Origin of the sequence: Telluria antibiotica (assembly GCF_011682055.1) — a bacterium.
Taxonomy (GTDB): domain Bacteria; phylum Pseudomonadota; class Gammaproteobacteria; order Burkholderiales; family Burkholderiaceae_D; genus Telluria; species Telluria antibiotica.
This window is the reverse complement of the sequence record NZ_JAAQOM010000003.1, coordinates 226,041-239,491: the sequence shown is the minus strand read 5'-3', so window position 1 is coordinate 239,491 and position 13,451 is coordinate 226,041. Positions and strand designations below refer to the sequence as shown.

At 61.5% G+C, this 13,451-nt stretch carries 16 protein-coding genes and 1 tRNA gene; 13 read left to right on the top strand and 4 right to left on the bottom strand.

The window, feature by feature from the left end; all coding sequences use genetic code 11:
• Nucleotides 1-103: 103 nt before the first annotated feature.
• From HAV22_RS06350 to mscL, 4 genes are read right to left on the bottom strand one after another with little or no spacing between them, the layout of a single operon-like run.
• Nucleotides 104-475 carry a cupin domain-containing protein gene (locus HAV22_RS06350; protein ID WP_166857707.1) on the bottom strand — a complete coding sequence of 124 codons (372 nt, stop codon included), beginning with the start codon at nt 473-475 and terminating at the stop codon, nt 104-106.
• Between the two features lie 12 nt (nt 476-487).
• Complete coding sequence (locus tag HAV22_RS06345; protein WP_166857705.1) at nt 488-1,177, bottom strand: DUF2461 domain-containing protein; 690 nt, start codon at nt 1,175-1,177, stop codon at nt 488-490.
• A 15-nt stretch (nt 1,178-1,192) separates the two neighbouring features.
• Nucleotides 1,193-2,344, bottom strand: coding sequence for a Do family serine endopeptidase (locus HAV22_RS06340; RefSeq protein WP_166857703.1), 1,152 nt, complete (start codon nt 2,342-2,344; stop codon nt 1,193-1,195).
• A gap of 16 nt (nt 2,345-2,360) precedes the next feature.
• A complete protein-coding gene (mscL, locus tag HAV22_RS06335) occupies nt 2,361-2,792 on the bottom strand; it encodes a large conductance mechanosensitive channel protein MscL (protein ID WP_166857701.1) in 432 nt (143 codons plus the stop codon).
• A gap of 263 nt (nt 2,793-3,055) precedes the next feature.
• Between mscL and petA the strand changes: the two genes are divergently transcribed.
• The 13 genes from petA (at nt 3,056) to HAV22_RS06270 (ending at nt 13,433) form a co-directional block, all read left to right on the top strand.
• Nucleotides 3,056-3,670, top strand: coding sequence for a ubiquinol-cytochrome c reductase iron-sulfur subunit (gene petA, locus HAV22_RS06330; RefSeq protein ID WP_166857699.1), 615 nt, complete (start codon nt 3,056-3,058; stop codon nt 3,668-3,670).
• Between the two features lies 1 nt (nt 3,671).
• Nucleotides 3,672-5,090: a cytochrome b gene (locus tag HAV22_RS06325; protein WP_166857697.1), complete on the top strand. Its 1,419-nt coding sequence runs from the start codon at nt 3,672-3,674 to the stop codon at nt 5,088-5,090.
• A gap of 31 nt (nt 5,091-5,121) precedes the next feature.
• Nucleotides 5,122-5,883: a cytochrome c1 gene (locus tag HAV22_RS06320; RefSeq protein WP_166858130.1), complete on the top strand. Its 762-nt coding sequence runs from the start codon at nt 5,122-5,124 to the stop codon at nt 5,881-5,883.
• A 90-nt stretch (nt 5,884-5,973) separates the two neighbouring features.
• The gene (locus tag HAV22_RS06315) at nt 5,974-6,585 is read left to right on the top strand and encodes a glutathione S-transferase N-terminal domain-containing protein (RefSeq protein ID WP_036231132.1); all 612 of its coding nucleotides are present in this window, start codon (nt 5,974-5,976) and stop codon (nt 6,583-6,585) included.
• 87 nt (nt 6,586-6,672) lie between these two features.
• Complete coding sequence (locus HAV22_RS06310) at nt 6,673-7,149, top strand: ClpXP protease specificity-enhancing factor (RefSeq protein ID WP_166857695.1); 477 nt, start codon at nt 6,673-6,675, stop codon at nt 7,147-7,149.
• Between the two features lie 21 nt (nt 7,150-7,170).
• Nucleotides 7,171-7,246 (top strand) — tRNA-Thr (locus tag HAV22_RS06305).
• 151 nt (nt 7,247-7,397) lie between these two features.
• Nucleotides 7,398-8,300, top strand: a complete 903-nt coding sequence (gene arsN2 / locus HAV22_RS06300; protein ID WP_208296082.1) for an arsenic resistance N-acetyltransferase ArsN2 — start codon at nt 7,398-7,400, stop codon at nt 8,298-8,300.
• Nucleotides 8,294-8,797, top strand: a complete 504-nt coding sequence (locus HAV22_RS06295; RefSeq protein WP_166857693.1) for an arsinothricin resistance N-acetyltransferase ArsN1 family B — start codon at nt 8,294-8,296, stop codon at nt 8,795-8,797. The genes arsN2 and HAV22_RS06295 overlap by 7 nt, the downstream gene beginning before the upstream one ends.
• A gap of 149 nt (nt 8,798-8,946) precedes the next feature.
• A complete protein-coding gene (locus HAV22_RS06290) occupies nt 8,947-9,291 on the top strand; it encodes an ArsR/SmtB family transcription factor (protein ID WP_166857691.1) in 345 nt (114 codons plus the stop codon).
• 40 nt (nt 9,292-9,331) lie between these two features.
• The gene (locus tag HAV22_RS06285) at nt 9,332-9,811 is read left to right on the top strand and encodes an arsenate reductase ArsC (protein WP_166857689.1); all 480 of its coding nucleotides are present in this window, start codon (nt 9,332-9,334) and stop codon (nt 9,809-9,811) included.
• 82 nt (nt 9,812-9,893) lie between these two features.
• Nucleotides 9,894-11,174 carry an arsenic transporter gene (locus tag HAV22_RS06280; RefSeq protein WP_166857687.1) on the top strand — a complete coding sequence of 427 codons (1,281 nt, stop codon included), beginning with the start codon at nt 9,894-9,896 and terminating at the stop codon, nt 11,172-11,174.
• Between the two features lie 14 nt (nt 11,175-11,188).
• Nucleotides 11,189-11,905 carry an arsenical resistance protein ArsH gene (gene arsH, locus HAV22_RS06275; protein WP_166857685.1) on the top strand — a complete coding sequence of 239 codons (717 nt, stop codon included), beginning with the start codon at nt 11,189-11,191 and terminating at the stop codon, nt 11,903-11,905.
• A 382-nt stretch (nt 11,906-12,287) separates the two neighbouring features.
• Nucleotides 12,288-13,433 carry an acyltransferase family protein gene (locus HAV22_RS06270; protein WP_166857684.1) on the top strand — a complete coding sequence of 382 codons (1,146 nt, stop codon included), beginning with the start codon at nt 12,288-12,290 and terminating at the stop codon, nt 13,431-13,433.
• Nucleotides 13,434-13,451 lie beyond the last annotated feature (18 nt).

The window sequence follows — 13,451 nt, the reverse complement described above, 5'->3', positions numbered from 1 at the left end:
ACACGGTGGGCTCGTTCGTATGTGAGGCCGCCGGCCTCACATACCCCACCCTACTGCACCGATTCGTAGGGTGGGCACCCCGTGCCCACGCGTAACGTTTGCGTCACGGCGCCGGGGTGTTGCGCGTCGGCCCGCCCGTGTTGTCGCCCGGGTGCAGCAGAATCGTCAGCAGCGCGACCGCATCCTCGTTCGCGTGGATCGCATGCGGCTCGCCACCCGCCAGGTAGACCATCTCGTTCGGACGCAGGATGGTCGTGCGGCCGTGGGCCTGGAACGCGATCTCGCCCTCCAGGCACAACAGCGTCATCTCGCCTTCGACCCAATGCTCCGGCAGCGGTTTTTCCTTCGGTACCACGAGCCGGATCAATTCCATGTGATCGGTCTTGATCAACGCGATCGATGTGAAGTTCGCGATGTCGTCTTCGCCCCGCTGGAGTGCGATCCGCTCACCCGAGACTGCATGGTGCAACGCCATGTGTGACTCCCTTTACTCTTCTTCAAATGTCTGCGGCACCCCGCGCAGCCAGTTGACGAGCGCGGTGGCGTCCTTGAATCCCTGCGCGAGCCGCGGGACGAGCTTGTCCGGGGCGTTGATGTCCAGCTTCTCTTCGTTCCAGACGAAATAACTCTTCAGCTTCAGGTATTCGACGAGCGGATGGTTCGGATCGAATCCTTTCGGCGGGCGTTGCAGCTTGTCTTCCGGCTGCAGGTCGCCATAGGTCTCGCGCAGATGTTTATTCTTCAACATTTTGGCGAATCCTGTCGCATCGTTGACGACGTGCTCGCGGATCGCCTTCAGGCGCGCCGCCGGCGGCAGGTATTCCCCGGCGCCGTACAACAGCGTACCGTCGGCTTCGATGTGGAAGTAATAAGTCGGCCCGCCGCCTTCGCTGGGGCGGCGCTTGTTGCCGGGCGCGATACCTGCCGAGAAATGCGTTTTATAGGGCGTCTTGTCGTGCGAAAAGCGCGTATCGCGCTGGAACCGGAAGATCGCCTTCTTCGGGTCGCACGCGACGACCTGCTTGTCGAACTTGCCGATCTCGCGGATCAGTTCCGTCAGCACCTCGAGGAATTCGGCCCGCAGGATGTCGTAGCGGGGCTTGTTCATGACGAACCACGGGCGGGTGTTGCTCTCTTTGAGTTCGGACAGGAATTGCGTCAGGTCGCGCAGGTGCATAGAAAATCCGGAAGTTCAGGGGGTCTGCCGCGGACGCCGGCCGACGGTCACGTCGATCGCCGTCTCGCGGTTCTTGCGCATGACCGTCATCGTCGCCTTGCCGCCGGGCGGCAGGTCGGCGATGAGGTTCATCATGTCGTTGGTGCTGCTCACTTTTTTGCCTTGCACGGCCAGCAGGATGTCGCCCGGATGGATGCCGGCACGGTCGGCCGGCCCGCCACGCACGACGCCGGCGATGATGGCGCCGCGGTCGCGCGCGAGGCCGAAGCTGTCGGCCAGCTCGGGCGTGATGTCCTGCGATTCGACGCCGATCCAGCCGCGCACGACCTGGCCATGCTTGATGATCGCATCGAGGACGGTCTTTGCCGTCGACACGGGAATCGCGAACCCGATCCCGACCGAGCCGCCAGTCTGCGAATAAATGGCCGAGTTGATGCCCAGCAGATTGCCGCGCGTGTCGACGAGCGCCCCACCCGAGTTGCCGAAGTTGATGGCGGCGTCGGTCTGGATGAAATTCTCGAAGTGGTTGATGTGCAGGTTGTTGCGGCCCAGCGCGGAAATGATGCCGAGCGTGACAGTCTGGCCGACGCCGAACGGGTTGCCGATCGCCAGCACGACGTCGCCCACGCGCGCCTGGTCGGGGTCGCCCAGCACGATCACGGGCAGTTTATCGGCCTTGATGCGGATCACGGCCAGGTCCGTTTCCGGATCGGTGCCGACGACGCTGGCGGCGGCCTTGCGCCCGTCGGCCAGGCCGACTTCGATCTCGTCGGCGCCTTCGACGACGTGGTAATTGGTCAGGATGTAGCCGTCGCCGCTGACGATCACGCCGGAGCCGAGGCTTGCCATCTGTTCCTGCGGCGGCATCTTGTCGCCGAAAAACCGCTTGAAGAACGGGTCCTTCAGCAGCGGATGGGTCTCGCGCAACGCCTTGCTGGTGAGGATGTTGACGACGGCCGGCATGGCCCTGGCGGCGCCGTCGCGGTAGCTGGCCGGCGCTGGACCGCCGGCGGGCGCCTGCAGCACGGGCACCGCCCGCCCAGGCCCGCCGACGCCCACCTGCGTCGGCGCGCGCGCCGTCCACTCCGGCCGCAGCGCCGCGATCACGACATAGATGCCGAGGGCAATCGTGACGGTTTGCGCGAACAGCAGCCAGTAGCGGCGCATCGGGGCACTCCCGGCGTTATCGCTTCAGCGCGTCGCGGATCTCGCGCAGCAGCACGACTTCTTCCGACGGCGGCGCCGGTACGGCGGCCGCCGCTTCCTCGGCCTTGCTGAGCGGGCTGCGCAGGCGGTTCATCAGGCGCACCATCTGGAAGATGACGAACGCGAGGATCGCGAAATTCAGCAGGATCGTGAAGAAATTGCCGTATGCCAGCACAGCGCCGGCCTTCTTCGCCTCCGCCAGCGGCAGACCGTACGGCTGGCCGTTGAGCGGAACGTAGTAGCTGGCGAAATCGAGACCGCCGAACAGCTTGCCGATCGGCGGCATGATGACGTCCTGCACGAGGGAATCCACGATGCGTCCGAACGCACCGCCGATGATCACACCGACCGCGAGATCGATGACATTGCCCTTCATTGCAAACTTTTTGAACTCTTCCATCATCGACATCCCGGACCTCCTTGTGTTTTTAAAAATCTTGCCAAGTACACAGCGATGATACAGGAAACGCGTCCGCTGCCGATCGTGCGAGATATCCATGTGGCCGAGGGTGCCAAGTCAAAAATGTGCGTTTGGAGAGGCTCGCTACAACGGAAACGTTTTTTCTTTAATTTGCATATCTGTTCACCTATAATCGACTGTTGCAAAAAAGCCTTTGACTGGTTTGCAACGTATTGCATTGCAACATTTCGCATTTGACGAATGGAGTTGGTATGAGTAATGAGAAGCAGGTCGATCCAGGCCGGCGAGGCTTGCTCGTGGCTACATGCGCGGCGGGTGGCGTTGTCGGTGTTTCAACGGCCGGGGTGCTGGTCAGTACGTTGCAGCCCTCGGAGCGAGCAAAAGCGGCCGGCGCCCCGGTCGAAGCGGATATATCCGATGTCAAACCGGGCGAACTGAAAGTCGTGGAGTGGCGCGGCAAACCCGTGTGGATCCTGCGCCGCACGCCTGAAATGCTGGCCAGCCTGCCGAAGAACGACAGCCTGGTCGCCGATCCGAATTCCGATAAACCCTATCAAATGCCGGTGCCGGCATACGCGAAGAACGAATTCCGCGCCTACGAAAAACACAAGGAACTCCTTGTCGTCGTCGGCATCTGCTCCCACCTGGGCTGCTCGCCCTCCGCCCGCTTTGCCGAAGGTCCGCAGCCGAACCTGCCGGACGACTGGCACGGCGGCTTCCTCTGCCCCTGCCACGGATCGACGTTCGACCTGTCGGGCCGCGTCTTCAAGAACAAGCCCGCTCCGGCCAACCTTGACGTCCCCCCGTACATGTACCTGTCCGACAACAAGATCTTGATCGGCAAAGACGAGAAAGGCGAGGCATAAGATGGGCGCAGCGTTCAAGGAAACCAAACTCCCGGCCGACGCGCCGAAAAGCCACAAGGCCCTGGCCTGGGTCGACGACCGCTTCCCCCTGACGAAACTGTGGAACGACCAGTGGGGCCGCTACTACGCGCCGAAGAATTTCAACATCTGGTACCTGTTCGGCTCGCTGGCGATGCTGATCCTGGTGTTGCAGATCGTCACCGGCATCTTCCTGACGATGTACTACAAGCCGGATGCCAACCTCGCGTTCTACTCGGTCGAGCAGAACATCATGCGCGAGGTGCACTGGGGCTGGCTCGTGCGCTACATGCATTCCACCGGCGCCTCCGCGTTCTTCATCGTCGTCTACCTGCACATGACCCGTGGCCTGCTGTACGGCTCGTATCGCAAGCCGCGCGAGCTGATCTGGCTGTTCGGCTTCGCGATCTTCCTGTGCCTGATGGCCGAAGCCTTCTTCGGCTACCTGCTGCCGTGGGGCCAGATGTCGTACTGGGGCGCCCAGGTGATCGTCAATCTGTTCAGCGCCATCCCGTTCATCGGCCCGGACCTGTCGCTGTGGATCCGCGGCGACTACGTCGTGTCGGACGCGACGCTGAACCGCTTCTTCGCCTTCCACGTGATCGCGATCCCGCTCGTGCTGCTGGGCCTCGTCGCCGCGCACCTGATCGCGCTGCACGAAGTGGGCTCGAGCAACCCGGACGGTATCGAAGTGAAGGAAAACCTCGGCCCGGACGGCCATGGGGTCGATGCCATCCCGTCGCACCCGTACTACACGACCAAGGACTTGTTCGGCGTCTCGATGTTCCTTCTGATCTTCAGCACCGTCGTGTTCTTCGCACCGGAAATGGGCGGCTACTTCCTGGAATACAACAACTTCCTGCCGGCCGACTCGCTGAAGACCCCGCCGCACATCGCGCCGACCTGGTATTTCACGCCGTTCTACTCCGTGCTGCGCGCGACGACGTCGGACTTCATGTGGATCGTGATGCTCGGCCTGGCCGCGTATGTCGTACTCATCTGGATGCGTTCGCGCCTGTCGTACAAGACCAAGGTCGCGGTGACCATCGTCGCCGTGCTGGCGGAGATCGGCATGCTGCCGCAAGTGCTGGACGCGAAATTCTGGGGCGTCGTGCTGTTCGGCTCGGCCGTCGTGATCCTGGCGCTGCTGCCCTGGCTGGACCAGTCGCCAGTGAAATCGATCCGCTACCGCCCGAGCTGGCACAAGATCGTGTACGCCGTGTTCTTCGTGGCGTTCCTGACGCTCGGCTACCTCGGCACCCAGTTGCCGACCCCGGCCTACACGCTGGTCGCCCAGGCCTGCACCCTGCTGTACTTTAGCTTCTTCCTCCTGATGCCGTGGTGGAGCGCGATGGGCCAGTTCAAGCCCGTGCCCAAGCGCGTTACGTTCACCCCGCATTGATTTCTGGAATTCAAGCCAAAGGACAACCATGATGCTTTTTTCGAAAAAACTGCTCGCGGTCCTGGCCCTGCTGCCGGGATTCGCGTTCGCGAACGAAGGTGGGTTCGCGCTCGACCGGGCACCCGAACGCACGGACATCGCTTCCCTGCAAAACGGCGCCAAGCTGTTCGTCAACTACTGCCTGAACTGCCATTCCGCATCGGCGATGCGCTACAATCGCCTGCGTGATCTGGGCCTGAGCGAAGACCAGATCAAGAACAACCTGCTGTTCTCGGGCGAGAAGGTGGGCGACATGATGACGATCGCGATGCGTCCCGCGGATGCGAAAGCCTGGTTCGGCGCTGTTCCGCCTGACCTGTCGGTCATCACGCGCGCGCGCGCGTCGAGTGCCGGTTCCGGCCCCGACTACATCTACACCTACCTGCGCACGTTCTACAAGGACGAGACCCGCCCGACCGGCTGGAACAACCTGGTCGTGCCGAACGTCGCCATGCCGCACGTGCTGTGGCAGTTGCAGGGTGTGCGTACGGTCAAGATGGTCGAGGAACCGGATCCGCACGAGGAAGGCAAAAAAGTGCACCGCTTCGCCGGCTTCGAGCAGGTGACGCCGGGCACGCTGACCCCGCAGGAATTCGATACGCAAGTGGCCGACCTCGTCGCTTACATGGACTGGATGGCCGAACCGGCGCGCGACTTTCGCAAGCGCCTCGGTGCGATCGTCGTGATTTTCCTCGCTTTCTTCGCTTTCCTTGCCTGGTCTTTGAATGCTTCTTATTGGAAAGACGTAAAGTGAGTTGATTGCCCGGTTATAATGCGGGCAATTTCTATTCGGGGTGAGCCGCCTGGCGCTTCACCCCTTTGTTTCTTGAAGGAACTATAAACCATGATGGTTCTCTACTCCGGCACCACGTGCCCGTTCTCCCAGCGCTGCCGCCTGGTCCTGTTCGAAAAGGGCATGGACTTCGAAGTGCGCGACGTGGATCTGTTCAACAAGCCCGAGGACATCTCGACGATGAATCCGTACGGCCAGGTGCCGATCCTGGTCGAGCGCGAACTGATTCTGTACGAATCGAACATCATCAACGAATACATCGACGAGCGCTTCCCGCATCCGCAGCTGATGCCGGCCGACCCGCTCATGCGCGCGCGCGCGCGCCTGATGCTGTTCAACTTCGAAAAGGAACTGTTCGTCCACGTGAACACGCTCGAAAACGAGCGCAATAAAGTGGGCGACAAGAGCCACGACAAGGCGCGCGCCGAGATCCGCGACCGCCTGACGACGCTGGCTCCGCTGTTCCTGAAGAACAAGTACATGCTGGGCGACGAATTCTCGATGCTGGACGTGGCAATTGCCCCGCTGCTGTGGCGCCTGGACCATTACGGCATCGAACTGTCGAAGACGGCGGCCCCGCTGATGAAATATGCCGAGCGCATCTTCTCGCGTCCGGCCTACATCGAAGCCCTGACCCCGTCCGAAAAGGTGATGCGCCGCTAAGGCGCCGCCGTTGCACGCCAGTTTACGACGCCGCAGGCGAATCGAAGTACACTGGCGTGTAACATCCCGCATCACGCCCCGATAACTATGCCAGACATCTCCACCAAGCCGTACCTGCTGCGTGCCATCTACGAATGGTGCACGGACAGCGGCTACACGCCCTACCTGGCCGTCAAGGTCGACGCCGCCACCACGGTTCCGATGGAATACGTGAAAAAGGGCGAGATCATCCTCAACATCAGCTACGGCGCCACGTCCGGGCTGAAGATGGACAACGACGCGATCACGTTCCGCGCGCGTTTCAACGGCGTCTCGCGCGAGCTGTACATCCCGGTGCACAACGTACTGGCCATCTACGCCAACGAAAACGGCCAGGGCATGGCCTTCGACGTGACGACGACGGCCGCCGACCTGCCCCCGGCGACACCGGAGCCGACATCCAGCCCGGCCCCGGGCCTGGCCGCCGTCCCGGCCAAGACGACCGCCGACATGTCGCATGTACCCGACGATGACGATGAACCACCCAAAAAAGGTGGTCGTCCGACGTTGACCCGTATCAAATAAGGGTATAATTCTGGCCACATCGCCGGCTTAGCTCATCAGGTAGAGCAGTTGATTTGTAATCATCAGGTGGCGGGTTCGAGTCCTGCAGCCGGCACCAAAGAATCAAGCACTTAGCCCAGCCTTCATGGTTGGGCTTTTTGCTTTCTGGGTTCAAGTAACCGTTGTGTAACCCGGCTTACGAGTACTGTTTACTTGACAACAAAGCGGGCCTTCGCAGATATTGTTGTCATTGACAACGGTATCCAAAAATGAAGAGCCCTGCCCTCTTACGCGAAGTGGTACGCCAATATGTCCGGTCCCAGCGCCGAACTGCCGAGTGCGGTGACACTGCATCGACGGTCGAGTGCCACCTGCTGACAGAACTACTGCCAGCAGACGGCGTAACCCAACAAGAGCTTGCGAACAGGTTGATGCTTGATAAGGGCTGGATCAGTCGTGGCATCCACCGTCTGGTGGACTCGGGCCTGGTCGAGAGGGCACCGGACGAGACCGACAAACGCCGCGTACAGCTGCGCCTGTCGCCTGCCGGCCGAGTCCGTGCAACCGCGCTCGATGACCGCCTCAATGCCCATGCGGCTTCCTTGCTCAGCCCACTCTCACCGGTCCAGGACGGCCATCTGGCCAGCATTCTGGAACAGGTCCTGATCAATCTGGACCCAAACCTCCGTCCGCCGTTTCTCTCATGCTCGGGGCAACAAGTGCTGTATCGTCGCGCTCTGCCCTCCGATTGGCCGCAGATCCAGGAGCTCTTGCGGACAGCATCCTTGCCCACCGAAGACGCCGCCGATCACCTCGCCCGGTTCACGGTCGGGGTCAGCGGGGCGGATGTGATCGCCGTCGGTGGCTTCGAGGACTACGGTGCCGATGCATTGCTGCGCTCTTTTGTCGTGGCCCGGCAGCTGCGCGGGCAGCATCACGGCAGCGCGTTGCTGCGGCACGTCCTTCGCGATGCCGGAACTACAGGGGTCAAGCACGTCTACCTGCTCACCGAAAGCGCAGCGCCATTTTTCGAGCGCCACGGCTTTCTCTCCGTGGCGCGGAAAGACGCACCGCCTGCGATTCGGGACACCCGTGAATTCAAACAGTTATGTCCTGCCAGCGCCTGTTTGATGGCGCTTTCCTTGTCCAACCTTGACGACACGCCATGCTGAGCACCCATCTTCGACTCGCGTCTGCCGCCGACGCCGCCTCGATCTGCGCCATCTACAACCCGTACGTCGCGACCACGGCCATCACCTTCGAAGAGGAAGCCGTCACCCCACAGGACATGGCCCAGCGCATCGCCGACGTAGGCGCTGCCAACCTGCCCTGGCTGGTCCTCGAGGTCGACGGCAGGATCGCAGGTTATGCCTACGCCACCAAGTGGCGGGCGCGTTCCGCATATCGATATTCGGTCGAGAGCACGGTCTACCTCGACCGGGCATTTGCCGGGCAGGGGTTAGGACGCCTTCTCTACGGCGCGCTGCTGGACGAACTGCGCAAACGCGAAGTCCACGTCGTGATCGGCGGTATCGCTTTGCCAAACGAAAGCAGTGTCCGGTTGCACGAAAAACTGGGCTTTCTCAAGGTCGCCCACTTCACGGAAGTGGGGATGAAGTTCGGAAGGTGGATCGATGTCGGTTACTGGGAGCTACGCCTCGGTCAATAACGGTACGCGCCCCGTTAGTTATAGCGCCCCGATCGCTTGTTTCAACTGCTGTAACCGCTGCTGATTAACGCAGTCGGTCGAACGTCATTTTGCACTGCAAGCAATGATTCGACTATACTAGAAATATGGAAATGTATAACGGATCGATCATGGACAATAAAGATGCCGTCGTAGCGCTGGCCGCCCTCGCGCAAGAATCACGGCTGGCGACTTTCCGGCTCCTCGTGCAAGCCGGGCCCGGCGGCCTTGCCGCCAGCAAGATCGCGGAAGCGCTTGGCATGCCGCCATCGTCGCTCTCGTTCCACCTGAAAGAACTGTCCAATGCGAACCTCATCGTGCCGCGACAGGAAGGCCGGTTCGTCATCTATGCCGCGCAGTTCGACGCCATGAACGCCTTGCTCGGGTTCCTGACCGAGAACTGCTGCGGCGGCAACCCCTGCTCCCCGACCGGCAGCCCGGCCTGTGAGCCGCGTACATCCACCTGCGGCGCCTGAACACCGCTGTCTTCATGCCTCTTTGACCCCGAGATCCAACGTGAACGTACTCTTCCTCTGCACCGGCAATTCCTGCCGCTCGCTCATCAGCGAGGCCGTCTTCAATCACTTGGCGCCAAGCGGCTGGCATGCCAGCAGCGCCGGTAGTCAGCCCACCGGCAAGCTGAACGAACGCGCACTTGCCCTGCTGGCCAGCAAAGGTATCCCGACCGAGGGCTACCACAGCAAGTCCTGGGAGAACCTGCCGGTGACGCCGGACATCGTCGTCACCGTCTGCGCCAGTGCAGCGGGCGAAACCTGCCCGGCCTATCTCGGTCCCGTTTTGCGGACGCACTGGGGCGTGGAGGATCCAAGCCACGTCGTCGGTACCGAAGACGAGATCACCGCCGCCTTCGAGAAAGCCTACGCGATCCTGCGCGCGCGCATCGAAGCATTCCTGGCCCTCCCGTTGGACCAGCTGAAAGGCGACCGCACGAAGCTCAAGACGGAACTCGATCACATCGGGCACATCGACGCTTGATCCATCACTCACTCAACCTGCGGCAGGGGGATGATCCCGGCCGTTGTCGTGAGCCTGCAGCCACGACCGCCTGAAAGATCTTGTGTTTACCGCATTCCTCATTTTCTTGGCGACCCTTGCCCTTGTCATCTGGCAGCCACGTGGGCTGGGCATCGGTTGGAGCGCATCGGCCGGCGCTGCCGTGGCCCTGCTCGCCGGCGTCATCCACGTGAGCGACATTCCGATTGTCTGGCACATCGTCTGGAACGCCACCGGCGCCTTCGTTGCCGTGATCATCATCAGCCTGCTGCTCGACAGGGCCGGCTTCTTCGAGTGGGCTGCGTTGCATGTGGCGCGCTGGGGTGGCGGCAACGGCCGGCGCCTGTTCGTCATGCTCGTCCTGCTTGGCGCCGCCGTCGCCGCGCTGTTCGCAAACGATGGTGCCGCGCTCATCCTGACGCCGATCGTCATCGCCATGCTGGCTGCCCTGCGCTTTTCTCCCAGGGCGACACTGGCCTTCGTCATGGCGGCCGGCTTCATCGCCGATACGGCCAGCCTGCCGCTCGTCGTGTCGAACCTCGTCAACATCGTCTCGGTCGACTACTTCGGCATCGGTTTCGCGCGCTATGCCGCCGTCATGGTGCCGGTGAACCTGATGTCGGTGGGCGCCACACTGGCTGCGCTGGTCTGGTTCTTCAAGAAGGACATCCCCGCCGACTACGACCTGGCCCAGCTCAAGCGACCGGAAGAAGCGATCCATGACCGTGCGACCTTCGTGACTGGCTGGTGGGTGCTGGCGATGCTGCTCGCCGGTTTTTTCGGGCTGGATAAGGTCGGCATCCCGATCAGTGCCGTGGCCGCGGCGGGTGCCGCCCTCCTGCTCGCGGTCGCCGCGCGTGGACATCGGATCTCGACCCGGGAAGTGCTGCGCGGGGCGCCCTGGCAGGTGGTCGTGTTCTCGTTGGGGATGTACCTGGTGGTCTATGGTCTGCGTAACGCCGGCCTGACCGATTATCTGACGGCCGTGTTGAACCGCTGCGCCGAGCACGGTATCTGGGGCGCGGCGCTCGGCACCGGCTTCATCACGGCCATCCTCTCGTCCATCATGAACAACATGCCGACAGTGCTCGTGGGCGCCCTTGCCATCGATGCCACCCCGGCCCATGGCGTCGTGCGCGAGGCGATGGTGTACGCGAACGTCATCGGTGCCGACCTCGGCCCGAAGATCACGCCAATCGGCAGCCTGGCCACGCTGTTGTGGTTGCACGTGCTGTCGACAAAGAATATTCAGATCTCGTGGGGCTACTATTTCCGGATCGGTATCTTGCTGACGCTGCCGATCCTGCTGGTGACCCTGAGCGCCCTGGCCGTACGCCTGAGCTGAACGAAAGCATCGACATGGAAAAAATCCCGAATCTCCCCAACGTCAAACCGGAACTACTCGACCTGCCCACGGTCGACAAGCTTGCACCTGTCGGCGACATGCGTCATCCACCGCGCATCCTGATGCTGTACGGCTCGCTGCGCGAACGCTCGTTCAGCCGCTTCCTGACCGAAGAAGCCGCGCGCATCCTGGAACACTTCGGCGCCGAGGTGAAGATCTTCGACCCGATGGCGCTGCCGATGGTCGGCAGCGTGCCGGAGACACATCCGAAGGTCGTTGAACTGCGTGAGCTATGCCTGTGGTCCGAAGGGCAGGTATGGTGCAGCCCGGAGCGCCATGGCGCGGTGACGGCGGTGATGAAGAACCAGATCGACTGGATTCCACTGGAAATGGGCGCCATCCGGCCGAGCCAGGGCCGCACGCTGGCCGTGATGCAGGTCTGCGGCGGCTCACAGTCCTTCAACGTCGTCAATACCCTGCGTCTGCTGGGCCGCTGGATGCGCATGTTCACGATTCCGAACCAGTCCTCCGTGCCGATGGCCTACAAGGAGTTCGACGAGGCCGGGCGCATGCGGCCCTCGGCCTACTACGACCGCGTCGTCGACGTGATGGAAGAGCTTTTCAAGATCACATTGTTGATGCGCGGCCGTACTGACTACCTGACGGACCGTTATAGCGAACGTGACGAGCGGGCTCGCAAGGCGATCGACCGGCAGATCGAAAAGCTGTAGAGCGCTCGTCCACAATCGCATGCACTCATCAGTAAGTCATTGATATGGTTACGTGTTGAAGTAAAACGTCGCGCCCCTCGTGCACACGTTGAAATGCTCTTTCCATGTTTGCAGCCGGCACGAATGGAATCAAGCACTTAGCCCGGTCCTTACGGTTGGGCTTTTTGCTTTCTGGGGTTTGTACACGCGCTACCGTGTGTCACTAGCCAGGCGAATCGGCACACTAATTTCCTGCAGCCAAGATTCACCGTTGTTTGTCACACTTATTTACCGAAACAATGCGTGCGCTTGTCGAGATCGGGGTGATAATGAGTGACTTTTTAGCAAGACCTTGACATCATGGGTCATTCGACCTCAACGGTTTCAGTCTCACCCGAATCGCATGAAACGTAACATCCCGGATGGGCTTTCGATTTACCTCGACCTGGTGCGCCTCGCAGCGGCTTTCATCGTCCTGCTGACGCACGTCTGGTCCTTTCTTTTTCCGCAATACCCCCTGCCCTGGCCCGGGCATTCGGCCGTCGTCATCTTTTTCGTACTGTCGGGTTTTGTGATTTCCCATGCAGCAAGGCCCGACCTTGGCCTGCAAGGTTACGCGCTGCACCGGATCGCGCGGATCTACCCCGTCGTGCTGGCCGCGGCGCTGCTTTCCATCGCCATCGCGAGTGTCGGCATCCCCAACCTCATCAGGTATGGCAGCCCACGCGGCTCTGATTGGCAAGATATCGGTATCAACCTCGCGTTTCTCGGGCAGTCATGGACAGACGTGGCGATGCCTTACGTCGGCACGCTATGGTCCCTGGACTACGAAATCTGGTATTACATCCTGTTTGGCCTGTGGTGCTATTACCGGAGTGTTCCGCTGCTCGCGTGTGCCGCCCTGGTAGCCGGGCCGAAGATTCTGTTGCTGATGCCCGTCTGGCTGCTCGGCGTCGTGTTACACCGCAAGATGGTGCCGCTGAAACCGCGCTATGCACTGTCGCTGTTCGTCGTATCGCTCGCGGCGGGCCTGGCGTTCTTCTGGTTCGATGCCGGCATCCAGATACGCGAAGCCATGCGCGTGGTGTCGCCGTGGTTGATTCAGGTCACCCAAGGGTCGAATCAATTCGTCGGCGATTTCATACTGGGCCTGATCGTGGCGTTGAATTTCCTGGCCGCGGGTTCGCTCGGCATGAAGCTGGCCCTGAAATTCAAGACCGTCATCCGCTATTTATCCAGCTTCACGTTCTCGCTGTACGTATTCCACCTGCCGCTCGCAGTCATCCTCTGGAACGGTCTGCACGTGCGTTCAGCGCCCGTCTTTTTCGGGCTCCTGATGGCTGGCGTCTGGATACTCGGCACGCTGACCGAACGGCGTACGAGCTGGTATCGCTCGAAGTTGAGCAACATCTGGCCTGACAAGAAAAAGGCCGCCGTCCCCGACCCGCTACCTGTTGATGCGGCCGGCGGGGACGAACACCGTCCAGCCGGACAAGCGGCAACCGGCGTTGACCTGGCTGAGCAACAAAGAGAGCGGCTGGCTTCCTAGTCCAACTTCATCGTCCAT